This is a genomic window from Paenibacillus xylanexedens (assembly GCF_007680605.1).
In the GTDB taxonomy this organism is placed as follows: Bacteria; Bacillota; Bacilli; order Paenibacillales; family Paenibacillaceae; genus Paenibacillus; species Paenibacillus xylanexedens_B.
Genome location: NZ_VEIO01000003.1, coordinates 251,799 through 276,848 on the forward strand (window position 1 = coordinate 251,799; position 25,050 = coordinate 276,848).

A 25,050-nucleotide genomic window follows, 5' to 3' on the forward strand; every position below is an offset into this window, starting at 1 on the left:
ACACCCCTTCTGCCTAGGGCGTGTCTTGAAACCTGCTGAAGTGCATCTTTCACCGCCTTTTCGCCCCCTGCTGCGTCAGTTTCCCTTGACGTGCCCCGGCACGCCTGCAGAAACTTCCTTGCTTGGAACGAAACTTCAGCAAAATCTGCCTTCTTCAGCGTTTTCAGACACGACCTAATATCTATGGTTTGGTCAGACTTTCGTAGAGTTTGCTCGTTTCGGGCTCGGGCTGATGACCCAGATCCTCTTTCAAGGTCAATGTAAAGGAATGATACAGTCGCAATATGCCTTGTTGATCATCCATAGAAGCATAGACTTCCATCATTAACCGGCAGATTTCTTCCGAATAAGGCTCACGCTCCTGCAATTCCATTAATAGCTCGATTGCCTGCTCTCCCCGCTCATGCGCCATCTCCCAATGAGCGATATCCATGACAAGTCCCATATACTTGCGACGAAGCTCCCTGCTCTTGGATCTGGCCCAATCATAATCATGCTCCTCCAGATAATCGCCGCGATAGAGCAAGGCAATCTGTCTCAGCTGATTCACATTATCCGAAGTAACCGCTTCATAGGACAAGGCCTGCTCAAATTGTTCAATATCGCTCACCAAGTTACCTGTCAGCAGACGATAACGGTTCATATTGTACTCCAGCTTGCCTGTCATATTCCATTCCTTCAATAATTTACGAATCTGATAGACAGAAGTATGTAGCAGTGTCAGCCCTTTATCCTGAGATACATCGGCCCAAAGCTTATCAAGCAGAACCTCCTTGCTTACCCACTCTTCCCGGTGATGAAACAAAAATGCAAATAACTCCTGTGATTTGGTGGTTCGCCATTTATGTTTCTCGTCGCTATGATCCATACTTCTGAATATATCCAGATGTTTAAAAGTCAACAAACCGGGTGCTTTGAATTCCAACTCCCCGGCTTCGGCTTCAGGTTCCGATTCCTGCACCTCCATCGCCGCTGCTGTCTGAGCGTGATAAGACATCGTACCTGCAATACGATCAATGGTCTTGCTAAGTCTGGCAGAACTGACCGGTTTTAATACATAGTCCAGAGCATGCAACTCAAATGCCTCCACCGCATGGTCCGCATACGCGGTTACAAATATGATTCGAATGCTTGAATCGAGTTGCTGTATATATTCAGCTGCTTCCAGACCATTAACCTCTGGCATACCAATATCCAGAAATACAACATCCACACGATCGATGGTCAAATAGTGAATACCTTCGCGTGCTGTTGAAAAACATTGAACAGGATTAATTCTTCCATCGGACTGCAGCAGACGCTGCAGATGAAGCTGCGCTGGCTTCTCATCATCAATGACTATGGCTCTCAACGTTCCCCAACCTCCTGCCATGAGAGATTTAATATGGATAGCCGCTATATCGGCTTTTGCTTATTCATGTTAACCATACTTACCCATTCCATGAACTCAAAGTCTCATGTAAAATGATTAACCTGGTTCAGCGGAATATGAAATTGAATTTGTGTACCGCTTCCCACATGACTCTGGATATTCAATCCCTGTCCATAGAGCGACATAAGACGGCGATTGATGTTTTGCAGCCCAACACCTCCGGGACCTTCTGTTCGGCCTGACTTCACCTGAGCCATACGTTCAGGAGGTATCCCCACACCATCATCCTGTACACGAACGATGACATCGTCACCTTCCTGGAAAATATGAAGCCGCACCGTACCACCTGCTTCCCTCTCCATGACCCCATGACGAATCGCATTCTCTACAAGCGGTTGAATGGTGAGCGGTGGCAAAAACAATCTTAAATCCGGCTGTACTTCATATTTAACGACAAGCCTGTCTTCAAACCTCGCCTGTTCGAGATGAACGTAGGACTCCACCAATTCAAGCTCTTTGTACAAAGGAACCAGTTGATCCCTATTTTGAAAATCAAAGCTGCCTCGCAAATAATGACTCAATTCGATAAGCAGGTCCGTTGCCTTATCGGGATCTACAGCACAAGTTGCAATAATTACATTCAGCGCATTGTAGAGAAAATGAGGTTTGATCTGCGCCTGGAGAAAAGCCATCTCCGCCCGGATCGTATCCTGTACGGAGGTACGCAGGTCGATCAGCGTTCGAACCCGCGCCCGCAATTCACCCGCATCGACCGGTTTACTCAAAAAGTCATTTGCCCCTGCCTGGAAACCATGCCGAATATCCTCAGGTAATCCGCGAGCAGTCAGCATCAGAATAGGCAACTCAGACAACGAACGATGCTCCCGTAGCTTGCGGCAAAGCTCCGGACCGGACATTTTGGGCATCATCCAGTCGGTAATAACCAGATCTATGGATGGGTGTTGCTCATACAGCTCGATTGCTTTAAAACCGCTATCCGCTGCAATAACCCGGTAATGCTCCGTAGAGAGCAAGTTCAGAAGCACATGCCGATTCACAGGATCATCATCCACAATCAGAATCGTAGGTTCCCCGGCATGATTCCCATCCTGCTCATGCATTGGACTGGAGTCATTCAAATCCCTGGCAACATAGTCCTTCGCCTTTTTCCCTTGTGTTGTCACATAACGAGCCGGAACGGGGCTGATCTGTTCTTGTAGTAACGGTAATTGTACAATGGGTAACGTAAAATGAAACGTCGATCCGACTCCCGGTTCTGATTCGACCCATATTTCGCCTTCACCCAGCTCAACGAGTTTTTTCGTAATACTGAGTCCCAGCCCAGTCCCTTCATAAGCCCGTTCCATCGTTCCATTGCTTTGCTCATAAGATTGGAAAATATCATCCAACCTTTCGGATGCGATTCCCACGCCAGTATCTGCAACAGATACTATGACCTTGTCCCCTTCAACAGAGGCATACAGCCGTATCACGCCGTGCTCTGTAAACTTGTAAGCATTGCCAAGAAGGTTATAGAGAATCTGCCGTAGCCTATGCTCGTCCGCTTCCACCAGCGGTAATGCATCAGGCCATTGCTGAATCAGCACAATGGGCTTGTCATCAAACGTAAACCCCGAAACCTCAACCACTGTTCGAGCGACCGACTCCAAATCAACAGGAACGCGATTTAACTCAATTTCACTGTTTTTTAGTTTGGAGAAGTCCAAAATGTCATTGACTAGCAGGGATAATCTTTTCCCCGTAGCGGTAATCATGGACAGATTTTTGGCCTGTTTTGGCGTAACAGCTCCTGCCGCTCCTTCCAGCATAGACTCCGCAATGTTAATAATGCCATGTAGCGGTGTCCTCAGCTCATGCGACGTATTGGCCATGAATTCATCCTTGAGGCTGTCAATCACCAGCAAACGCTCCGACAAAGCTTCCACTTCAAGGAATGACTGTGCAAAACGAATAGCGGTAACAAACATCTGAATCAGAACAAATAACAGAAGTTCAAGCAATGCGAGAAAGGCGGTGTCAATCGCCACAAATGCCCCGATCGTGAACAACACAACAACCATGATAATACTCATTAGCCCGACCAGTGCAAAGTGGCTATCGTTTGTCCTCTTACGCGACCAGAAGATCATGGTTCGTATAGCATAGATTAACACTGAGAACGAAATAAGAAGCATCGGTGCTTCAAAAGCCGAGAATAGTGTGGTAGGAAAAGTAAGACCTATCAGAGACTGAGCAACAAGCAGAATCAAGCCCAAACGCACAAACCAACCATGGACGGCCCCCGGTACTAGTGCAGCCAGATATCGAAGCAAAAAGTAATACGAGAATGCTCCGCTGAGAAGTTGAAGCCGAAGCATCGCATCGTGCGTCAGTAAAGGTATAAATGTGGCCAGCAACTTCTCTCCATGCGTGAGTGCATACAATGCACCCCAGAGGCTGAACAGCCCTAGAAATTGAAGCTCTTTCTCACTTCGACGCAGCCTGAACAATACGAGAAAAAAAACAGCGGGCAGAATAAATCCAAACAAGGTCATTAGATCCTTAAGCCCGTCCAACTGCTGCCTTCGGAAAATACTAGCCTCATCCCCGAATAAAACAGATGCAACTATACCTCCAGAGGCATAGCTATAATTGGATACCTGAATAATAATGTCAGCTGTATCTCCCTCTATGGAAGTAAAGCCTGTAAAGGGTAGATTCTTTTGACGGTCTGAATCTTTGGTTACCCCAGGAGATCCCATCCCCCCTATGAGATTTCCATTAATAAAAATGCGATGTGACATGCGTATATTCTGTGTATGAATCCCATAACGTTTTTGTAAGTGGCTAGGGGTGAGTTTCACTTGCAAGTGGTATGTTCCATAACCTTGTCCTTTTCCAAGTGCAGCATTCCATTTCGAAGGAACGGGAACATCCATAGGAGCGGACAATGGTCTGCGGCCTGACATATCCGCTTCAAAATCTTCCGGACCGAGCAGCTTGTCAGGATAGTAGTTCCAGATGCCATTTAGCGGTGCGACACCTTCTTGGCTGAAATCCCATTGTCGTAGATCTATACGCCCCTTTATAACCTGAGGATTGTCCCGCTCACTGATCCATACCTGGGCGATCCAGCCCAGTGGAAGCAGAACAACACAAATGAAACTTAGCGTCAACATGATCCAGTGTTTTCTCATCTATGTATTCCTTCCACCCTCATTACAGCGACAGATATCACTTTTTGTCGATTTATTCCTATAGATCCATGTTACACGTTTCCGGTGCTCACGGAAATAGTTCATGAACAGTTTTAGCTCATTTCATAGCAAAAAAATACTTTTGAGGCTTTCTTATGGTAGGGTAGCAGGCCAAAAAGCCCCGAACTATTCTCGCCAGATGGAAACCAGGGAGAAGCCGGGGCTCAAATAATGTTCGCAGGGTAAATCCAGCAGGGAATTACACCTACCTATCATCTGTTAATCTAACGATAGCCTGTCATCCATTCATGGCTTCCTATATTCATCCGAATTAACAGCCAAGCATTGGTTCATAACTTTCTTATTTAGCTGCACAATGCACATCATCAATTTCATCATATAAGGCTGCGTTTTAAGCTTTACTTGACGGCCTCGGCCAACTTCTGTACAAGTCCGGCCCAACCTTGAGCCATGCGTTCGCGGATCACTGCGTGAGCCTGTCCGAATTCAGTCAGTTTATCCGCATCCCAGCCGCTATGAATCAATGTAAAATAGGTGCCTTCTGCTTGTTCCGCGAGTTCAAATGTCAACGTCCAGTCTTTACCCCAGCGAAAGGCCAGTTTTTGCTGCGGCTTCACTTCAATCACTTGGCAAGGGGATTGTCCGAACGGCCCTGCTTCCAGTGTGAATTCATGTCCTTCGATGGGCTCCAGATTGCTGGGCATGAACCATGACCCCAGTCCTTCTGCTGTCGAGACCTTAGGCCATACTTTTTCAATAGATGCCATCAATACAAGTTCTTCCTTAATATCCGGTAATGCCGTTGGTGATGATTCCATTCAGGGTTACCTCCTTGACGCTTTTTTCTAACCCAACCTATAATGGGTTTATCTTACATATAAGGTGTGTGATTCCTATGATAGTCTGCTCTGAAAAATCCATTTCCAAACACGGTTGCCGGAAGGGATAGTTCCGCAAGAATTCACCTTCCACACTTCTGTTTTAACATACTTACTCGTGGAGGTATTATACAATGTCATTCAGTTATTACGGCCCTTTATGCACCAAGGTATACGATATTACCAAGCCTATCGGACACGCCTTAGGAGGCGATATTGAATTTTACAGCAACCTGCTGCAGCATTGCAACGGACGCATCCTTGAAGCGATGTCAGGGTCAGGCCGAATGCTCATTCCATTACTCGAAACAGGATTGAAAGTCGATGGAGTCGATTACTCAGAAGCTATGGTTCAGTCCTGCCGTTCCCGATGCACCGAACGTAATCTACTTATGCCTGAGCTATTTGTAGCCGATCTCGAAAATGTGCAGCTTCCCTATCGTTACGAAGCCATTATTATTCCAAGCGGCTCACTGATGCTTATTCAGGATCGTCGTTCTTCTATTCGAATCCTGCAAAATCTCTATGATCACCTGGAGGCAGGGGGCAGGCTAATCTTTGATCTCTTTTTGCCAGACGTTACGAAGCCCGCATCCATTGATACATCAACTGTCCGCTTACCAGATGGTGACACGGTTACCGTTGAAGCGAGAACGACCGAAATCAATCTGCTACACCAGTACAAAACAAGCCTGATTCGCTACGAACAGTGGCACGAAGGCAAACTTGTGGGCACGGAGATGCAGGAGCTCACCCTAAGATGGTATGGCGTAGAAGAGTTACGTCTTGTGCTGGAGAAGATTGGATTCACCGATATTGAAGTCTATGCAGACTTTAATCCCGGGCAAGCCCCTACACAATCCAGTCAAAAGTTCGTCTATGAAGCAAGACGCAGATCATCATAGAACCGAACTTCTAACGATCACCACGAACCTTATTTGCCCCTAAATAGGGCTTTCCGAATTCTAACGATCTCCAGTGAGCTTATTTCATCGAGAAACCTGAAAAACAGTATCCATTAGAGCAAAATTAGCCAAATAACGTCTCTGGTGATCGTTAGAAAATTGGAATAGCTAAATTCGCCTAAATAAGGCTTCTCCTGATCGTTAGCGCTCTCCACATCCGTTTTACGTATATGAAGCACCCTCACTCTTACTCATACTCATGCTCATACTCATACTTACATTCCTGCCTTGCTCCTACCTCACACCGGCACTCATGCTCACACTCACGCCAAACGCTAGCACTCGTACTCACATTATGCTTATGCTGATTGCTCATATCATCTCTTACGGTACTACACGCTCACCTTCCAGGGACCATACTAATATGCTCCCTGGACATTTCTATCCATAAATAATCCGCAGGATCACTTTCCCAGCAATGGGTATCCCGTTCCCTGCTTCCCGATAGGAGGCGTCAGCCCCCGAGCCTTTAATATCCGCGCGAATATTGCTCGGCAATCGCCGCCTGCTCTTTGCTAACGCCCAGCTCAAGGGCTGCATGATTCGCCCAGTACGGGTCACGTAGCATACCTCTGCCGATGGCAACCAAATCAGCATCTCCGTTGCCGATTACGGCCTGTGCCAGTGCCGCATCTTCCAACATGCCTACAGCGATTACAGGTGCCTTCAACTCCTCACGGAAACGGCGGGCAAAAGGAACCTGATACCCCGGATAGTTCCCAGGTTTACGCTGACCGGACGGCCCTTCACCGCCGGAGCTGATGTGGAACATATCCACGCCTGCCTCCTGATAGGCACGACCAATCTGAATAGTATGGTCGAGATCATACCCGCCGTCCGCATATTCCACCGCAGAGATTCGCATAATCAGCGGCATGTCAGCAGGCATTTCTTTTTTCACCGCGCGAATCACCTCTACGCCAAATCGAGACAGATCTTGTCCATATACATCTTCGCGATGATTCATTAGCGGAGAATGGAATTGGTGAATCAGATAACCATGTGCACCATGTAGCTCGATTGCATCCACACCCGCTTGAACCGCACGACGCACCCCATCCGCGAACTTCTGCACCATTGCTTCCACTTCTTCGGTAGTCAACGCGCGTGGCTCTTTATATTTTTCTCCCGGGAACGTGACAACAGATGGAGCCACAGGCTGGGGTGCATCCTCGGCTTTACGTCCTGCATGTGCAATCTGGATCGCCACTTTAGAGCCGTACGCATGCATTGCGTCTACCAGCTTGGTGAAGGCAGGGATATGCTCGTCTGACCAAATCCCCAGATCATTGTCTGTAATCCGCCCATCCGGATCAACGTCTGTCATTTCAATAATAATGAGTCCTGTTCCACCCACAGCACGGCTCACATAGTGAACCTGATGCCAATCATTCGGAATGCCATCCTTTGCCGTAACCGAATATTGGCACATCGGTGCCATGACGACACGGTTCTGCAGCTCTAGGCTTTTATATTGATAAGGTGAGAATAATTGCTCTGTCATTGTTGGGTACAACTCCTATCCATGGTCTATATTTGTAGGTTCAGCTTTGTGAATATGTCATCAGCTTTGTGATCAGCACCAGCCTAGTTTCTGCTCTAACGATCACCACGGACGTTATTTCGGCCTAAAAGGGGCTCTCAGAATTCTAACGATCACCAGTAAGCTTATATCATCGAAAAACCTGAAAAACAGGCTCCATTCAAGCAAAATGAAGCAAATAACGTCTCTGGTGATCGTTAGAAAATCGGAATGGCTAAATTCGCCTGAATAAGGCTTCTCCTGATCGTTAGCGCGCGACATCACTCACATTACTCACGTATTCGCATTACTCACATCTTTTATACACCGGTTTACTTATAAACACCATTTAACAACGTTCACACGCACTTATTCACGCTATTCACGCAGACTCATTCACACCTCAAACGAATGCTTGCATGCGTATATCTTGTTTGTTCACTAATCTATCCTTTAATTCGATTATTTCCGTTTCACTTTGCATTGCTTTAGCATTGCATCTCCTTGACTTGATCAGTTTGGTTACAGATCGGAGAACATTTTCCCGTTTTTGCCGTAGTTATCCTTCTCCAAATCCTCTATGAAAATAAAAACCTTACTTGCTTCCACACCCAGCGTATCGCAAGCAACCTCGGTCATTCGTTCGATCAACTGGCGCTTCTGCTCCTTCGTTTTGCCTTCCAGCATCTTCACTGTAATAAACGGCATGATCTAAACACATCCTTTCTTCATAGCTATTATGAACCTGGGGTTCAAAAATTCAAGTACGCACTTTTTGGTGCCCTTCCATAGGCAGTCGCCTCAGCTTCATATCCCCAATCCATCCCATCAACAGAATACCCTTCTCGAAATCACGTCAAAACATGGTATGATATCGTTACAAACCAAACAAAAGGGATATCCTACCAATATGAATTCCATTTTGAAAGGCTCAAGAGGATATTACCATCCCGCGAAGGGCAAAGACATTCTGAAGTGCCAGATTCCTGAAGTGACGCGATCAGATGGAGATCAGATGGAAATACGTGTAGCTCCCAGCACGCAGTGCACTGCTTCATGACGAGGGTGGTCAGCCACATGTAAAGTCTGGCACGTCATATTCAACCTATATATTACCCGTAAAGGAGCGATTTCACTTGAAAGATATATTAATTAAGAGACTCAGCGCATACGTACAGATGGATACCCAATCCGATGAAAATAGCGACACCTGCCCATCCACGCCCGGACAACTGGCGCTGGGCAAACTGCTTGTCGAAGAATGTACGTCCATTGGACTGCAAGAAGTCACGATGGATGAGAATGGCTACGTGATGGCTACCCTTCCGTCCAATACGGACAAGGATGTGCCTGTCATTGGGTTCCTCGCTCATCTTGACACAGCTACCGACTTTACCGGGAAAAATGTAAAACCACAGGTTGTCGAGAACTATGATGGCTCTGATCTCATGCTGAACCGGGAGCTGGACGTTATTTTGTCCACCAAGGACTTCCCTGAACTCCATGAGTACAAAGGACATACGCTGATTACGACCGATGGCACAACGTTGCTAGGGGCAGATAATAAAGCTGGAATTGCCGAGATCATGACGGCGATGGCTTACCTGATCGAGCATCCGGAAGTGAAACACGGCAAGATTCGGGTTGCTTTTACTCCCGATGAAGAGATTGGTCGTGGGCCGCATAAGTTCGATGTGGCTGCTTTTGGCGCCAAATATGCGTATACCGTGGACGGCGGGCCGCTGGGGGAACTGGAGTATGAGAGTTTTAACGCAGCAGGGGCCAAGATTACGGTACGAGGTACAAATGTGCATCCCGGCACGGCAAAAGGCAAAATGGTGAATTCACTGAAAATCGCGATGGAATTAAACAGCAAGCTACCTGTAGAGGAAGCACCTGAATCCACCGAAGGCTACGAAGGCTTCTACCATCTGCTGGCAATGGAAGGTGATGTAGAGCTGACGAAGATGCACTACATTATTCGCGATTTTGATCGGGAGAAGTTTGAAGCACGCAAAACCAACTTGTTAAACATTGCGGACGAACTGAAAGCGAAGTATGGAGATAAAAGTGTTACGGTAGAGATGAACGACCAGTACTACAATATGCGTGAAAAGATTGAGCCGGTTCGCCAGATCGTTGATATTGCGCACGAAGCCATGACAAAACTGGGTATCGAGCCAATTATTCGTCCAATTCGGGGAGGAACAGACGGCTCCCAGCTCTCCTACATGGGCATGCCAACACCGAATATCTTCACAGGCGGGGAAAATTATCACGGCAAGTTCGAATATGTATCGGTAGATAATATGGTCAAGGCCACACAGGTTATTGTGGAGATTGCACAATTGTTTGAACAACATGGGAATGTCTGATCAAAGCAGACGGGATCAAGGTTGATTCATACAGAATAGACGGAACGCAAAAGAGCACCTTCTTCGTTGAAGGGTGCTCTTTTTTAGTATCACTTCACTCGTACACATTACCTCCTGCAATCTCTCGCAGTTCCTCCACGTTCTGAATGATAATCTTTCGTCTTACTTTGCGAATAATATCCCGTCTGCACAAGTCCTGAATGACCCGATTGAGGTGCCTGTAGCTGGTACCGAGCAGATCAGCAAGTTCCGTTAATTTGGATGTCTGAATCTCCTCTGATGCAGCTGTATCCTGATCAGCCGTAGATAACATATAGCTGGCAAATCGGCTTTCCACGGGATACAACATGTTCAAACTCGACAGATTCGAGAACGTGTACAGCTTGTGTGTGACCTGACTCAGCATAAAATGAAGGAATTTCGGATTCTCGGCATACGTGTTCTGAATGACACGGTAGCTGATAGCGAGTAACAAACAGCGATTCACAGACTGCACGATATTGTTCGCTTCTTTCCCGTTCACCAGCTCCAAGTCACCCACAAGGGCGAGTGGTGTACTGAATCTCAGCAACAGCGACTTGCCATTCGGCAGTGTTGTGAAGATTTTCAGCTTACCTTCAACGAGAAAATATAAACGTTCAGGACGTTCTCCTTTTTCACAAATAATCTCGCCCTTCTCCGCCTCCAGAAGACGTAGCTCGCCAAGCAATGTTTCGTCCAACACCTGATCCAGTCCATGCTCCCGAACCAGTTGCCGCATAAGCTCAAAGTTCAACACTTCCTTCATCCAGCCCCACCTCCAATGTGATCTTCCTGCTATACAAAATGGACACATGTCCTATATTTCAACTGAAAACTCATCCATCAATTGGCATAAAAACAGTTACAACTAGAACTAATATCCAAGAAAACGCACCACATGGGAAAAAGTTTGAATATGATTTGGAAAATAGTTCGATTTTCATGTAATCAGGCATTCAGGATATCCGATTTTTGTCCGATGAACAATAGAGGTTCTGCAAATTTTCCAATATACTTCACATTTAAATATTGAGAGGATGATTTAATTCCATGAGTAACATAAACATTGTTGATGCATTGTTAAAAGCCTTGCCTTATATTAGTCTGATCCTCCGAGAGCCAGCCAGCCTCTCCATTTACGATCACGAAAAAGTACTCGATGTCTTGGCCACCGAGAAGTTCGACCTTGGATTTGAAAAAGGCATGAAACTTCTGGATTCCTATCAGAACTTTGCGGTTTTGAAAAATGGAAGAGAAGCTACGCTTTCTACACTGTCCAAAGAAGTGTTTGGGATTGAGCTGGACACACTAAACATTCCTATCTTTGATGATGATAACAATGTCGTTGCCGTATTCTGTGCATCGTATGACCAGTCCAATCAGAATCAGCTTGAAGACATCATTCAGGAAAATCAAGACATCAATGCAAACCTGGTTGACATGGTGCAGCATGTAGCCGCTCATGCCGAAGAATTGCAGGCTACCAGTGAACAGATTTTGGAGAACACCAGACTGGCTGTCCAGAACTCATCCCAGATTAACAAGGTTGCTGGCTTCATTCGTGAGATTTCCGAACAAACCAACCTGCTCGGCCTGAATGCCGCAATCGAGGCTGCCCGTGTAGGTGAAGCCGGTGCCGGGTTTGGTGTCGTGGCATCCGAAGTACGCAAACTTTCTGTTGATGCGAAACAAGCAACGACCGATATTGATGCCAGTTTGAAAGACGTACAACAAGTGATTCAGCAGATGGAGGTTGAAGTATCCCAGATCGCTGCTTCCTCGCAGGAACAGGCAAATCTGGTTGCATCCTTCACCGATGTTATTGAGAAGCTGAATGATACAGGTGCACGCATGAAAGCTCTGTCCGAACAATTGATCAGCTACTCCGTAGAAAAGTAACATGGGGAAACAACAACAATAACAATAACAACAACTCATACACGAACGATCCGCATAAAAACCTTACTGCTCGATTGAAGGATGTAATAAACAGGACTTGGAATGCCATCATGGTAGTCCAAGTCCTGTTTTATGGTGTTATGACAAGCTTATTCGTTGGTTTATTAAACCTTTTTTGCACCTGTTACTTCCTCTTCTGACTCCCAGCATTCAATCTCGCCCGGAATATGAATCAGATCACGGGTGAAGACAGGATCACGTCCCTCAGCCTTCTGCCGCTTATAATCTTTTAACGCTTCAAAAGTGACTTTAGACAGCATCAGGATGGCAATCAAGTTAACTACAACCATCAGACCCATGAACAGGTCAGCCAAATCCCATACCAGTTGCACCTTCGCCACCGCACCAAATACCACCATGCTAATGACAGCAACGCGATAAACCCAGAGCCAGACTTTGTTAGACTTTATGAATTCAATGTTTGTTTCGCCGTAATAGTAATTACCAATCAACGTACTGAAGGCAAACAGGAATACCATCACCGCCAGGAAGCCTGAAGCCCACGAACCGATGTGTACACTGAGCGCAGCTTGAGTCAGCTCAATACCACCCAGATCTGAACCCTGGTATACCCCGGATAATAAAATAATCATAGCCGTACTTGTACAAATAACCAGTGTATCTGTCAGAACGCCAAACGCCTGGATCAGGCCTTGTTTGACCGGATGAGAGGTATCTGCCGTTGCCGCAGCATTTGGCGCACTACCCATGCCGGCTTCATTCGAGAATAGTCCACGTTTAACACCATTCATCAGCGCAGCACCCAGTGTCCCGCCAGCGACCTGTTCGATGCCGAAAGCATTTTTCACAATCAACGCAATCATTGCTGGAAGTTCTGTGATGTTTGCGAGCACGATAAATACAGCCACCCCAATATACAACACGGCGAGCACAACCACGATATATTCTGATGCTTTCGCGATCCGTTTAACTCCGCCCATAATGATACCTGCAAAAACAACTGCCATAATAATGCCAACCGTTAAGCGGTCTGTTCCAAAGGAGTTTTGGAATGCCACTGTGATGGTGTTGGACTGTACAGCGTTAAAGACCAAGCCGAACGAAAGGGTAATCAGGATAGCAAAAAGAACCCCCATCCATCGTTTTCCAAGCCCACGTTCCATATAGTAAGCTGGTCCTCCGCGGAATCCACCTTTGTCTTTAACTTTGTAGATCTGAGCCAATGTGCTCTCGACGAAACTCGAAGCCGACCCAATAATTGCAATAACCCACATCCAGAAAACAGCACCAGGTCCCCCTAAAGCTATGGCAAGTGCGATTCCTGTAATGTTTCCCGTACCCACACGTGCGGCCATACTGATACAAAAGGCTTGAAATGGAGAAATTTTCCCCGGCTCCTTGCTCTTTGGCTCTTTGAGCACCTTGACCATATCACCGATCATACGGAATTGCATGAACCTCGTTTTCGTTGTGAAATAGACTCCGCAGACGACCAGCAGAATGATTAACAGTTTAGACCAGAGAAAATCATTGAAAATAACGACAACATCTTGTATTGTTTGCTCCATCGATACGCCCCTTATTATGATGTATTATAAAAAAAGACTACTGCATTCGTTTCTTATCCCAGGACTTCGTATGACTGACCGGGTGCCGTGCTTGAAACAACTGAAAATTTGCAACATTTTACATGACAACAGGCTCAGACTGATGCATGTTACTTATACTACAAGCGCATCTACCGAAATAGACAAATACCTACATGATTTCTGGACATTTTTTTTGAAAATGCGCCTCTCTCATCCAGTCATTGTCATCTAACCTTACATGTGAGCTTCTATGCAGATTTGCGTTTGGGAAGTATGATAGGAGAGGCCTCTGAGGATATGGTGATAAGCATGAGGTAAATAAAACAGGATTTTATGGCGAGACAAACCGCCGTTTAAATAGAGCTTTTTTAGGGATATACCGTGATGAATTGGAAAGGACGTGAGAGATTTGCGTTATTTTATCGTGGACGATGATCCAAGCGTGCGTTCCATGCTAATGGACATTATTGAAGATGAAGGATTGGGTGACATTGCCGGGGAAGCCGAGGATGGAGCCCATATTCATGCCGAATTGCTGGAGCTGCATAAGGTGGATGTCCTGCTGATCGATCTGCTGATGCCGCATCAGGATGGGATACAGACCGTACGTGCGCTTGAAGGAAAGTTCAAAGGCAAGATTGTGATGATCTCCCAGATTGAGTCCAAAAACATGATTGGAGAAGCTTACTCCTTAGGTATTGAGTATTATATTACGAAACCGATTAACCGGCTGGAGATTCTATCCGTGCTTCGCCTTGTGGAAGAGAGATTGCGTATGCAGCAGTCTATTGCTGATATCCAGCGTACACTGCAAGGGCTGACGGGTTTACAGACAGGTGAGCGCAAGCAGGTGCAGGCTCCGGACAAGACCATTACTACCACAGGTCATTTTCTGTTGTCCGAGATGGGCATGATCGGGGAGGCGGGCAGCCGAGATCTACTGGACATGCTGGAATATCTTGAACAACTAGAGACAGAGGAACATAAGCTATCACCTTACACCTTCCCTTCGCTCAAAGACATCTTCCAGCAAGTAGCTCAACGCAAACTAGGAGAGATTGCCTCAGCTGCGGACATTACCAAAGAGGTCAAAGCAGCAGAACAGCGGGTGCGCAGAGCCATTTTTCAGACACTGAGTCATGTGGTGTCTCTTGGATTGACAGACTATACCCATCCGAAATTTGAGAACTATGCTTCCAAATTTTTTGATTTTACCGAGATTCGCAAAAAAATGCTCGAACTGCAAAACAACGTGGAGCCCTCGCTGTCCCAAACCCGAATCAATACGAAAAAATTCGTGCAGGTGCTGTACTTGGAAGCCAAACGCATGCTTCATTAAATTAGAACAGACATGATGGATTGACCATCAACGAAAACAGGCATGAATGATCGACCGTCAAAGCTCCCTCACGGTGATGCGAGGTTAGCTCTGACGGCGATCTTCATGCCCTTCCTTGATTGGGGTTGATGTGTTACTCTGTTCGCCCAAACCATACAAGTTCATATCATGATACATTGTTGCGATATATAGTTGCATTCCCGTTCCGTTCACTCTTACGTTCGCGCCTGATTCCGGGATATTCGATTATACTCATTAATCAATTCATCCAGTGCCATCGACTGCCGAATGACTTCGGGATGTCCAAGCCTTCCCTTATTATGCTCCACCAGTTTATGAAGGTTATGCCTGGCTTTTTCTATTTTGTTTTTCAAATCCAAACTCATAACCATGGCCCTGATACCTCCTTCATTTGTGTTCCATTGTATTGTTTCCTGTCAATCTATAGTTGGATTAACATATGGCAGAGGAGACATGGATGTTTTGTATGCTTCTCCAAAATTTGAAAGGGCTAATTTCATTTTAATAGAGATTGGCGAAAAATACCAGATGTAACGCCGTCTTGTCACTTTCTCCCTACTCTATATGCGGCCTCTGTTTATGCGTTTTCTGCCTGAAAAGGCTTTGTGTCATAATTGTGTATTTTATAAAAATAAACCAAAATGCACCCCTCCAATCTCGAACCCCATGGTTGGTGTCCTTCTGAGAATGGAGAGATGCTCCAGGTTACCTCTTATTCATGTCGGATGAAGCTGCCCTGTCTGTTATGCTGACGTATATTTACACATTGGATATCCGTTATTAGATTTGGAATATCACTTCGTAACTTTCACTTGTATCGTTTCACTTGTCGTCTTCCCATGATCATTGACCCATTCCACTACATACTCATAATCACCAACGGCACGATCTTTGATCTCAACCTTGGCTGTCTGCGCATGAGGAGAAGATGCCGTTAGCGGCTGGTTGTCAATCTCAGTACCGTTCTCATACAATCGGTATGATGTGGCATTCGTGCCCCACCACATATTCATTGTGATTGTATAGTTGCCATCTCCATCCCAATTGTCGTGGGACAGCTCTGGCTGAGATGGTTCAGCATTACGAACGGTTATCGTGAGCGGCTGACATTCCGTTTTACCTTTGGCATTCGTTAGCTCACACGTATATACATACGTACCATTGGCCCGGCCTTGAATGGAAGTGGATGCCTTCTGCGCTGCGGGGGTGGAGGCAGATAACTTCTGACTATCCAGCAGTTCTCCGTTCTCATACAGCTTATATCCTGTACCGTTATTCCCCCACCACATGTTCATGCTCACCGTGTAGGTTCCATCACTAAGTCCATTTCCGTGACCGTTATTGTCTGACAGAACAGGCACTCCGGGAGCACCAGTAGCCTGATCCCCGGCCACTACCGTTATTTCAACGCTTGCCTCGGCGATCAGTCCCGCACCATTCTCCGCACGAGCTGTAAAGATATGCTTGCCGACAAGCCCAGCCAGCGCAATCTCATCCCCTGACTGCACAGTCTCGCCATCCCAAGTCAGCTCCAGACGTGCAATACCCGATTCAGGGTCTTCAGCCTTCACCTTCACTTGAAGCACATCATCCTCGCTCATCTGCTCCGCTGGCAAGCCTGTAATGACTGGAGGTGTGGTGTCCTCCGGCTCTTGCGGGCCACCCACATAGCGAATATTCGGAGCCTTCGGCTGTTCCATGCCTGCACCGAGATAAAAGCTTGTGTGTGGAGGCTGGTTATAAGCAACATTTTGCCATGCTACGCCAAGACGATAGACTGGATCATGCATCAACGTACGAAGCCGAACATCGGTCTCATCGGTCGTGGTATAGATCCGCAGCTCGGAGCTGTCTTGACTGCGCCAAATCACTTCCTCACGCCAGTCACCGAACAAATCAGCTTGTAAGCTTGGGTTGGCTTTGGTTCCATTGTTGGAAGCAGCTCCTGTTGCTGTCAGCAGATTAACCGTAGTTTGGTTCTCGTAGTCCCACTTGTCGATTCGAATACCATCCTGCAGTTCACGCAACAAATCGCCGTCCCACCAAATTCCAAAGTTTGTGGAGGAAGGAATCTTCGTGGTGATCAATTCCCCCTTGGCACTATACAGCCCGGTAATCGGAATATGCTGTTCATTGGTAATCGTGGCAGCCCATACCTCAGCCCCCGGATAGTTCGGATCGATATCAGCTGCCATACCGCGACCCGTGTCCATGCCCGTGAACACACCCCAAAGCACTTCACCTGTGGCAGCATCTCTCATCTCCATGCCATATTTCGAGCTACGATCCTCATGTACCCCGAATACCTCCATCCCCGGACGGGTTGGATCGAGGTCACTGAGATGCATGGCATCTCCATGTCCCAGTCTTGTGTTGTAAAGTGGCTTACCGTCATCATCAATGGCCATCGCTCCGAATGTAATCTCATCTTTGCCGTCACCGTCCACATCACCTACGGACAGGTTGTGATTCCCCTGACCTGCATAGGAACCGTAACCCTCATCGTTCGAGTCAAAACGCCATACCTGACTGAGCTTACCATCCTGAAAATTGTAAGAAGCAAGTACTGTTCGCGTGTAATACCCGCGGCTAAACATCGCACTCGGATGCTCTCCGTCCAGGTAGGCAACCGCCGCAAGGAAGCGGTCTACACGGTTTCCGTATCCATCCCCCCATGCAGCAACATCTCCGCGCGGCGGATCATATTTCACCGTATCCAGTGCCGCCCCGGTCTCTCCATCAAATACGGTAAGAAACTCATCACCCAGCAGCACATATCCGGAGCTGTTACGATGATCTGCATTTGCATCCCCGATGACTTTCCCTTGTCCGTCAACGGTTCCGTCTGCGGTTTTCATCATCAGTTCAGCCCGGCCATCCCCATCAAAATCATAGACCAGGAACGGTGAGTAATGTGCCCCTGCCCGAATATTCGGCCCCATATTGATCCGCCAGAGACGGGTTCCGTCCAGCTTGTAGGCATCCATATATACAATGCCGGTAATCCCGGCCTGGGAATTATCCTTACCGTTATTCGGCGACCACATGAGCACGATCTCGTACTCGTCATCCCCATCGACATCCCCGACACTGGCATCCCCTGCATAGTAGGAATAAGGTTGCCCGTCTTTGGTATACGCATCGGCAGGTTTCTGCAGCGGCACGGACAGGTATTGCTCCTGCCATACACCGAACTCTTTCGTCGCCGGCTTCTCTACTCCATTTTCTACCGTCGTAACACGGTATTTAGAACTATCCGTCCCTTCGGCATCCGTATAGTTCGTGCTTCCCGACAGAGGATCTGCATTCAGCTTCACATCATCACGATACAGATTGAAAGCAATCGAATCCGTATCCAGCCCCAACATGCGCCAGCCAATGTAGTTGCCTTGCTCCGTTTTCACCGCAACCGGTGCACGATCCAAATACTCCATTGCCCGATTCAGCGTTGTAGCTACCGGAGTTTCAAGCACACTGGACAGCTCGGATAAGCCGCCTGCGTTCACCGAGGCCACTTTATAGTAATAAGGAACCGTACTGAGAATGGTGGAATCCTTATACAAAGTTTCCTTGGTCCGACCAATCATCTCATAAGGCCCATCCTGGTTCTTGGAACGATAGATTTGGTAAAAACGTGCACCAGTAGCTTCGCTCCATGTGAAGGAAGCATCGTTTTTATTAACCTCTTGTAACGTCAGCCCCGAAGGCACCTCCGCCTTCGTTACACTTGGGTCAATCGTAGATACGTTCAGTGCATTGGATGCCAGTGACTCCATCCCTGTCTGGTCCACCGCCGTTACCGTGTACACATAGTCCATGCCAAGTTCGATCTGGTTATCTGTGTAGGCCGGTTCATCAACCGTAGCAAGCAATTCCGGTTTAGTTGCTCCAGCAGATTGCCGATAGACCTTGTACTGCACATCTCCTGCAGCTGCCTCCCACGACAATACCGCACGGCTTGGGTCACTGTTCAGATCAAGATCATCAAGTTGAAGCTTAGACGGAGCCATAAAGGTCGGTGTGATCTCCAATCCATTGAGATGCGCGGTCTGTCCACTGAACACCAGATTCATCTGACCGTCCTGCACTTGAACATCGTTGATAACCTTCTCCGCTATATTTTGGGCACCCGAAGATACGGTTCCGTAGTCCTTGCCCTCGATATTGATATTGGTTCTAGCGGAGCCGATCCAGTCCCCGATGTAAGCCTTGACCGAATAGCTGCCATTCGGCAGATCCACCTTAAACTCATAGTTTCCGCCAAAATAAATGACAAAATCGCGGCGCAGTGCATCCGTGGCATTGCCACGGTCCCGATCCGCCATATTCGCCGAAGAGGTCAGGCCGTAGCCGCGCTCCGGTGTGTACAAGGTATTCCGAGTCACTTCGTTATACCCTTCCGCGACTGGTGAGCCAACGGGACCAAAATCGTATCGATATGCTGCCGACCTCGTTGTGAAGCTCACCTCGTCCGAAGGCTCGGATTCGCCGCGGCCATTCACGGCGGTCACACGCACCGTATAGGTTTCGCCTTCGGTAAGGCCAGATAAGGTCATGGTCGGAACCGTTGCTGTTCCGGCAAGCTTATATGCAGATGCTGGCTCGGAGGACAGCTTGCGATAGATTTTGTAGATATCTGCTGTATCATCCGCTGTCCATTTCAATACAGCGCCCGCGTTGCTGATGCTCCCAGCTTTCAGACCGCTTGGCTTCACTGGAACCTCGGCAGGCACTTCAGCATCTCGCACGGCATCTGCCAGTGGAATATCAAGTTCACGCACCGCGCCCGCAACCATTCTGGCGATCTGAATGGCACCGTACTCCTGGAAATGAGTATTGTCAGCAACCCCATTAGGGAACGCCTGATAAATCCCCGGGGCAACATGCAAGAACACCGATAATGTAGCCTCAGGCCCAATCGAGTCATAGTACTCAACACTGAGTCTGCTCAGATCGATCAGTAGCACATTGTTTTCGGACGCTACCTCTTTGGCTGCCTGGACATATTCAGGAAAGGAAACATTGAATTTGCCCGTACTTGCATTGAAGTCCCTGCGCCCCATCGGTGTCACCAGAATCGGCGTTGCCCCCCGCTGCCGTACACCGTCTATGTAGGTTTTCAGATAAATTTTGTAATCGGCCGGGGAAGCGTAGCGGTCAGGCACACTGATGGTCGCATCATTATGTCCGAACTGAACGAACAGATAGTCTCCTGGACGGATCACTCTCAGAATTTCATCCAGCCGCCCTTGAAAAATAAACGACTTGGAGCTACGTCCACCAATGGAATGATTTTTAATCTCCACGGTATCGTTAAAAAAGGAAGGGAACATCTGCCCCCAGCCCGCTTGCGGCTCCCAATACGGATTGTAGGTCTGCATCGTGGAATCCCCTGCCAGATACAGAGCAGGTTTGATGCCAGCACCGCGTTCCTCTTGCTTGGTAATCACCAATGCATTCAGATTCGCAGCTGCACCGGAGAAGACCAGATTCATCTGACCATCCACCAACGCGATGTCGAAGTTCATCTCCAGATACTCGCCTGCCGCTTTGCTGTTCAGCTGCACCTTGTTCATGCTTTCTACATCGATGGCAATTTCAGTAGATCCTGCAGCATCCCCGGCAACAAGCGAGACCGTATAGTCACCGTTCGGCAGATCCACATTGAATTGTGCACCTGTAGCAAACGTTGCAAAATCAGACTTGATCGGATCATTCGTCCCACGATCCCGCACCGTCACCTTGGATGCATCCGCAAAACCATATCCTCGTTCCGTCGTATAAACGGTTTCCTCTCCCACACCCGTATACCCCTCCGCCACGGCTCCTGATCCAAAATCGTATCGATAAACGGTTGTTTCCCCAGCATCAACAGCTGCATCCAGTTCTGCCGCACTTACTGCTGTCGTACCATAGAATGCACCCCATCCCAAACTGGAAATCGTAAATATGAATATCAGCACAATTAAACCGAGTTGCCGTGTCTGTTTTGCGATCATCTACACCCACCCTTTCGTTTCTTCAACATGCCCTTCTGCTGAATTAAATAAAGTAAGCGCTTGCATTTTGTTGCTTTATAACCCACCTACGCTTCTTACGACTCTCCCTGTCCCTCTGACTCCACTTCCACCTCCCCTTTCCCACCGCAGTTAATGCCGCCGCTTCCAGGCTCATACCGAACTGCAGAATTGATTTCCCCTCGATACTAACGTTAATGTTCTGGAAATAACATGTAATTTTCCGTCCTTTTTCACCAAAAACCCGATATATTATCCCACGATTCAACTGACTGTCACATAAGCAACCGTTTTCCGATGTTTCAGGTAATAATATCCCTTTCCATAACCGGGTCATTCGGTTACAATAGGGCGATATGTGTGTCCGGGTCCGGCGGATGCCAACATGCCGTTTCGAGAATGGCCTACGCAGGCCTATGATTCAGATTTGATATTAATTGGAGGCTTATCAACACCATGCAAACCGAGTCACAGACTAAAGTCAAAATCATAAACGCCGATCCCAGCGCGATGGGATTATTTGGGCTTGCGATTGTAACCCTTGTCGCTTCTTCCCAAAAACTCGGCATTACCGACGGACTTAGCTACGCTATTCCGTGGGCGATCTTCCTGGGTGCTTTCGCCCAACTATTCGCATGTATTCAGGATTCCAAACGCAATAACACTTTCGGCACCACTGCTTTCGGTGCTTATGCCTTCTTCTGGTTCGCCATGGGTGCCAACTGGATGATTAAAATGGGTGTGTTCGGCTCTACACTCGCTGAGCAGACTGATGGCAAGCAGCTTGGATTCGCTTTTGCCGGATACCTGATCTTCACCTTGTTCATGACGATTGGCGCTGTTGAAGCCAACAAAGTGTTGCTTATCATTTTCATTCTGATCGATTTCTTGTTCCTTGGTCTGACCTTTGACGCTTTCGGCGTAGCACCACATATTTTCCATACGATCGCTGCATACGCTGAGATGGCGATTGGCATTGTGTCACTGTATGGTACAGGTGCTTCGGTTCTGAATGCTCACTTCGGTTATACTTTCCTGCCGATCGGCAAACCGTCCGGTATTTTCAGACCTAAGGCTTAATATACGGATTGAAGTTCCACCGCCTGCGCGCCGGTCCGCGCCTGGCGGTTTTTTCGTCTTATCTCGTCTCATACCTCTACAATTGAATATGATCCTGACCGACACCTATACTAAGGAGAAAACCTTCCGAACCCAAGAAGTAGCTTCGAGAAATGCTGCACTTAGAAATAAAATCATTGCAGCCATACTGTAAGGAGGAAGAAACATGAGAGAGATACCGAAACCGACGGAGATGGATCAAACGGAGAGAAAGTATGTACGCGAAACGCGTTGCTTCAAAACAGCACGGGTATTCCCGACAGATGTTAACAATCATAACACCTTGTTTGGCGGCAAGCTGATGTCCTACATTGACGATATCGCCTCCATTGCCGCCTCCAAGTTGTGCCGGGTAAATACCGTTACTGCATCAACCGACTCAGTCGATTTTCTGTACCCGATTAATCCTACGGACTCCGTAACACTTGAATCGTTCGCTACGTGGACCGGTCGCAGTTCCATGGAAATTTTCGTGAAGGTTATTCGTGAGGATCTGAAGACGGGGGAGAAAAAAATTGCGGCGACGGCTTTCCTGACCTTTGTAGCCTTGGATGAGAATAACCGCAAACTGATCGTGCCCCGTATTATTCCGGAGACTGAGGAAGAGAAAAAGCTGTACGAGACTGCACCTGACCGCGCAGCCATGCGGAAACAACGGCGGGAAGAGAGCAAAAAGTTCGCCGACTTCCTGACCGTAACGTATCCTTGGGAATAAGCACAAAACAGTTTAACCAGAGGATGCCGGATAGATCGATACCGTTCTGCTATCCGGCAACTCTCCACCCATCGAAACACACCACTGTTGATAGAGACGGAATGCATCTCCACTTTCTATATACTGCTTAGACATGTATATGCCCTGCTCTATGGAAGGGACACGTCCTGCAACGTATAGTCGAAAGCCCGCATTTAACAGCACCTGATTTACAAACGTAAGATGACCATCCCCGCGTAGTACACTCTCCGCCACCTCAACTTGCTTCGCTGCGGTCCAGATCATATCCGGCACAGGCATATCCAGATCGTAGCTTGAAGGATCTACGAGTTCAAGCTTCGTTTCGCCATCCTCCACAGCATACACACGCGTAGGACGATCAATATAGAGATCCTCCGATCCTTCCATACCTTGAACAACATAAGCACGTTGATAATGAAAACGAGTAAGAAGCTTGGCAATTCGATCCAGAAACGTATTATGAAACACTCCAAAAACAAGATAAGATGAATGATTATAATCAATCAGCTTCTCGGCTGTATTCAGTACCGTTCGAAAACCCAGTTCTTCCCGTAATGGGCGAAGTCTGCGTAGCGGCTCACACCAGTCTTCCGCAGAAACATACATTACACCTGTATGGAGAGCCGCACTCCGGGCATTTTCCCGTTCCATCTTGCGTGTATCGATCCCTGCCTCTCTCAATACAACAGACAGCGTAACTCCCCACTTGGGTGGTAAAGGCTCACTGCCGTGTAGCGTAACCGGCAAACCCGCTGCCGCCAGTACAAATGCCACAGGGTATGTTGCCATAAATGACTTGGTTCGTCCGTCGTAAGGACCCGCACAATCCAAACTATCCTGAAATACGGAGAAACGCTCCGCACTGTTCCGGCACGCATGCACAAAGGCTTCCATCTCCTCGACATTTTCCATCTTCATCCGCTCAGCCATAAGAAATGCAGCCGTCTGGGCAGGAGAAACTTGCTGTTTCAATATATTCTCGGCAACAATCAGTGCCTCTGCATAATTCAGATCACGTGAGCCTCGTTTGCCGCGCCCTACCTCTCTGAGGATCTGAGACATATCCATAGAGCATCCTCCTTCCCATTATGACTGGAGCAGTTGATGTGCTTTCACAATCGCTGTAGCTACATCGACCATCCGTTTGCGTTCATCCATCGCTTTTTTGCGTAACAGATCATAGGCTTCCGATTCGGAGATCTGCTTTAAATCACACAAGATCGCCTTCGCCTTATCAATCCATTTTCGATCTTCCAGTCTGGACTGCAGTTGCTGTCGCTCTTGCTCCCATTGCTTGCGCTCCATATAACGCCGCGCAGCAAAGTGCAGCGTCCAGTGAATTTCCGGCCCAGCCATAGACGGTGTAAGAATGCCATCAAACGAGGTATCAACCTCGCAGTCTTCTACAGAGGAAGATGCCGTATCCGGAGCACACCACCAGAGAAGCGGAGTATCCGACTTCTCCTCACCCAGCCGCTTTACCCAATAAGCCACGTCCGCAAGAGACAAATGCAGGATGGAGGCATCGACTTCACGAGCAAGCTTCATCACCTCATCCTCCCTGTCCGAGACCTTCACATGATAGCCAACCGCTCCCAGCAGCTTCTCCGGTGTTAGAGGGATTGCTTCGGACGAGCCGGCCTGAATGGGATGTACACGGATGACCAATATGGATCGCATGATGGATCAATCCCTCCTTATATTGATATACAATACCCACGATAACTTTTAATACATTACCACATGAAAGTCCGAATATGTCATATTACCTGACAAAAATTAAGAAATAAACATCGGTATTTCAAAATCCCAGGTGTTCAGAATATTCGTGAGAAGCATATAGAGATGCATCATGATCCTTGGTTTGATCTTAACAGATTAAAATGGAAAAAATAATGGATTGACCATGATTATTCATGACACATTTTCTGCATTATATGGCGATTCAGAAGCATTAT

Annotated in this window: 17 protein-coding genes; 6 read left to right on the plus strand and 11 right to left on the minus strand. The window is 47.5% G+C overall.

Features of this window, described 5'->3' with window-relative positions:
- Positions 1 to 181: 181 nt before the first annotated feature.
- From FS818_RS18940 to FS818_RS18950, 3 genes are all read right to left on the minus strand, one after another.
- Positions 182 to 1,351 (minus strand): response regulator, encoded by a 1,170-nt coding sequence (locus tag FS818_RS18940; protein WP_186331744.1) that lies wholly within the window; start codon positions 1,349 to 1,351, stop codon positions 182 to 184.
- Between the two features lie 104 nt (positions 1,352 to 1,455).
- Positions 1,456 to 4,569 carry a hybrid sensor histidine kinase/response regulator gene (locus FS818_RS18945; RefSeq protein WP_145333684.1) on the minus strand — a complete coding sequence of 1,038 codons (3,114 nt, stop codon included), beginning with the start codon at positions 4,567 to 4,569 and terminating at the stop codon, positions 1,456 to 1,458.
- A gap of 419 nt (positions 4,570 to 4,988) precedes the next feature.
- Complete coding sequence (locus FS818_RS18950) at positions 4,989 to 5,408, minus strand: SRPBCC family protein (protein WP_145333685.1); 420 nt, start codon at positions 5,406 to 5,408, stop codon at positions 4,989 to 4,991.
- 194 nt (positions 5,409 to 5,602) lie between these two features.
- On the opposite strand from FS818_RS18950, the gene FS818_RS18955 reads away from it, so the two are divergent.
- Positions 5,603 to 6,373: a class I SAM-dependent methyltransferase gene (locus FS818_RS18955; protein ID WP_145333686.1), complete on the plus strand. Its 771-nt coding sequence runs from the start codon at positions 5,603 to 5,605 to the stop codon at positions 6,371 to 6,373.
- Between the two features lie 529 nt (positions 6,374 to 6,902).
- Here FS818_RS18955 and FS818_RS18960 read toward each other — a convergent pair.
- Positions 6,903 to 7,937, minus strand: a complete 1,035-nt coding sequence (locus FS818_RS18960; protein WP_145333687.1) for an NADH:flavin oxidoreductase/NADH oxidase — start codon at positions 7,935 to 7,937, stop codon at positions 6,903 to 6,905.
- Positions 7,938 to 8,477: 540 nt separating this feature from the next.
- Complete coding sequence (locus tag FS818_RS18965) at positions 8,478 to 8,663, minus strand: 2-hydroxymuconate tautomerase (protein ID WP_145333688.1); 186 nt, start codon at positions 8,661 to 8,663, stop codon at positions 8,478 to 8,480.
- A 428-nt stretch (positions 8,664 to 9,091) separates the two neighbouring features.
- On the opposite strand from FS818_RS18965, the gene pepT reads away from it, so the two are divergent.
- Complete coding sequence (gene pepT / locus FS818_RS18970; protein ID WP_145333689.1) at positions 9,092 to 10,330, plus strand: peptidase T; 1,239 nt, start codon at positions 9,092 to 9,094, stop codon at positions 10,328 to 10,330.
- A 94-nt stretch (positions 10,331 to 10,424) separates the two neighbouring features.
- On the opposite strand, the gene FS818_RS18975 is transcribed toward pepT, so the two are convergent.
- A complete protein-coding gene (locus FS818_RS18975) occupies positions 10,425 to 11,117 on the minus strand; it encodes a Crp/Fnr family transcriptional regulator (protein ID WP_145333690.1) in 693 nt (230 codons plus the stop codon).
- Positions 11,118 to 11,410: 293 nt separating this feature from the next.
- On the opposite strand from FS818_RS18975, the gene FS818_RS29515 reads away from it, so the two are divergent.
- Positions 11,411 to 12,250, plus strand: a complete 840-nt coding sequence (locus FS818_RS29515) for a methyl-accepting chemotaxis protein (protein ID WP_145333839.1) — start codon at positions 11,411 to 11,413, stop codon at positions 12,248 to 12,250.
- Positions 12,251 to 12,414: 164 nt separating this feature from the next.
- Here the strand turns inward: FS818_RS29515 and FS818_RS18985 are convergent, their stop codons facing one another.
- Positions 12,415 to 13,839, minus strand: coding sequence for an alanine/glycine:cation symporter family protein (locus FS818_RS18985; RefSeq protein WP_145333691.1), 1,425 nt, complete (start codon positions 13,837 to 13,839; stop codon positions 12,415 to 12,417).
- A gap of 430 nt (positions 13,840 to 14,269) precedes the next feature.
- Here FS818_RS18985 and FS818_RS18990 point away from each other — a divergent pair, with 430 nt between their 5' ends.
- Positions 14,270 to 15,199 (plus strand): response regulator, encoded by a 930-nt coding sequence (locus FS818_RS18990; RefSeq protein ID WP_145333841.1) that lies wholly within the window; start codon positions 14,270 to 14,272, stop codon positions 15,197 to 15,199.
- A gap of 215 nt (positions 15,200 to 15,414) precedes the next feature.
- Here FS818_RS18990 and FS818_RS18995 read toward each other — a convergent pair whose 3' ends face one another.
- Together FS818_RS18995 and FS818_RS29520 are read right to left on the minus strand one after the other, a co-directional pair.
- Entirely contained in the window at positions 15,415 to 15,591 is a 177-nt protein-coding gene (locus FS818_RS18995) for an aspartyl-phosphate phosphatase Spo0E family protein (RefSeq protein WP_145333692.1), read from the minus strand.
- Between the two features lie 423 nt (positions 15,592 to 16,014).
- Positions 16,015 to 21,219 (minus strand): rhamnogalacturonan lyase family protein, encoded by a 5,205-nt coding sequence (locus FS818_RS29520; RefSeq protein ID WP_145333693.1) that lies wholly within the window; start codon positions 21,217 to 21,219, stop codon positions 16,015 to 16,017.
- 474 nt (positions 21,220 to 21,693) lie between these two features.
- Here FS818_RS29520 and FS818_RS19005 point away from each other — a divergent pair, with 474 nt between their 5' ends.
- Together FS818_RS19005 and FS818_RS19010 are read left to right on the plus strand one after the other, a co-directional pair.
- The gene (locus FS818_RS19005) at positions 21,694 to 22,317 is read left to right on the plus strand and encodes an acetate uptake transporter (protein WP_090921519.1); all 624 of its coding nucleotides are present in this window, start codon (positions 21,694 to 21,696) and stop codon (positions 22,315 to 22,317) included.
- Positions 22,318 to 22,522: 205 nt separating this feature from the next.
- A complete protein-coding gene (locus FS818_RS19010; protein WP_186331743.1) occupies positions 22,523 to 23,071 on the plus strand; it encodes an acyl-CoA thioesterase in 549 nt (182 codons plus the stop codon).
- A gap of 12 nt (positions 23,072 to 23,083) precedes the next feature.
- On the opposite strand, the gene FS818_RS19015 is transcribed toward FS818_RS19010, so the two are convergent.
- Both FS818_RS19015 and FS818_RS19020 read right to left on the minus strand, forming a co-directional pair.
- The gene (locus FS818_RS19015) at positions 23,084 to 24,160 is read right to left on the minus strand and encodes an anthranilate phosphoribosyltransferase (RefSeq protein ID WP_145333694.1); all 1,077 of its coding nucleotides are present in this window, start codon (positions 24,158 to 24,160) and stop codon (positions 23,084 to 23,086) included.
- 18 nt (positions 24,161 to 24,178) lie between these two features.
- A complete protein-coding gene (locus FS818_RS19020) occupies positions 24,179 to 24,772 on the minus strand; it encodes an ANTAR domain-containing response regulator (RefSeq protein WP_145333695.1) in 594 nt (197 codons plus the stop codon).
- Positions 24,773 to 25,050: the final 278 nt, after the last annotated feature.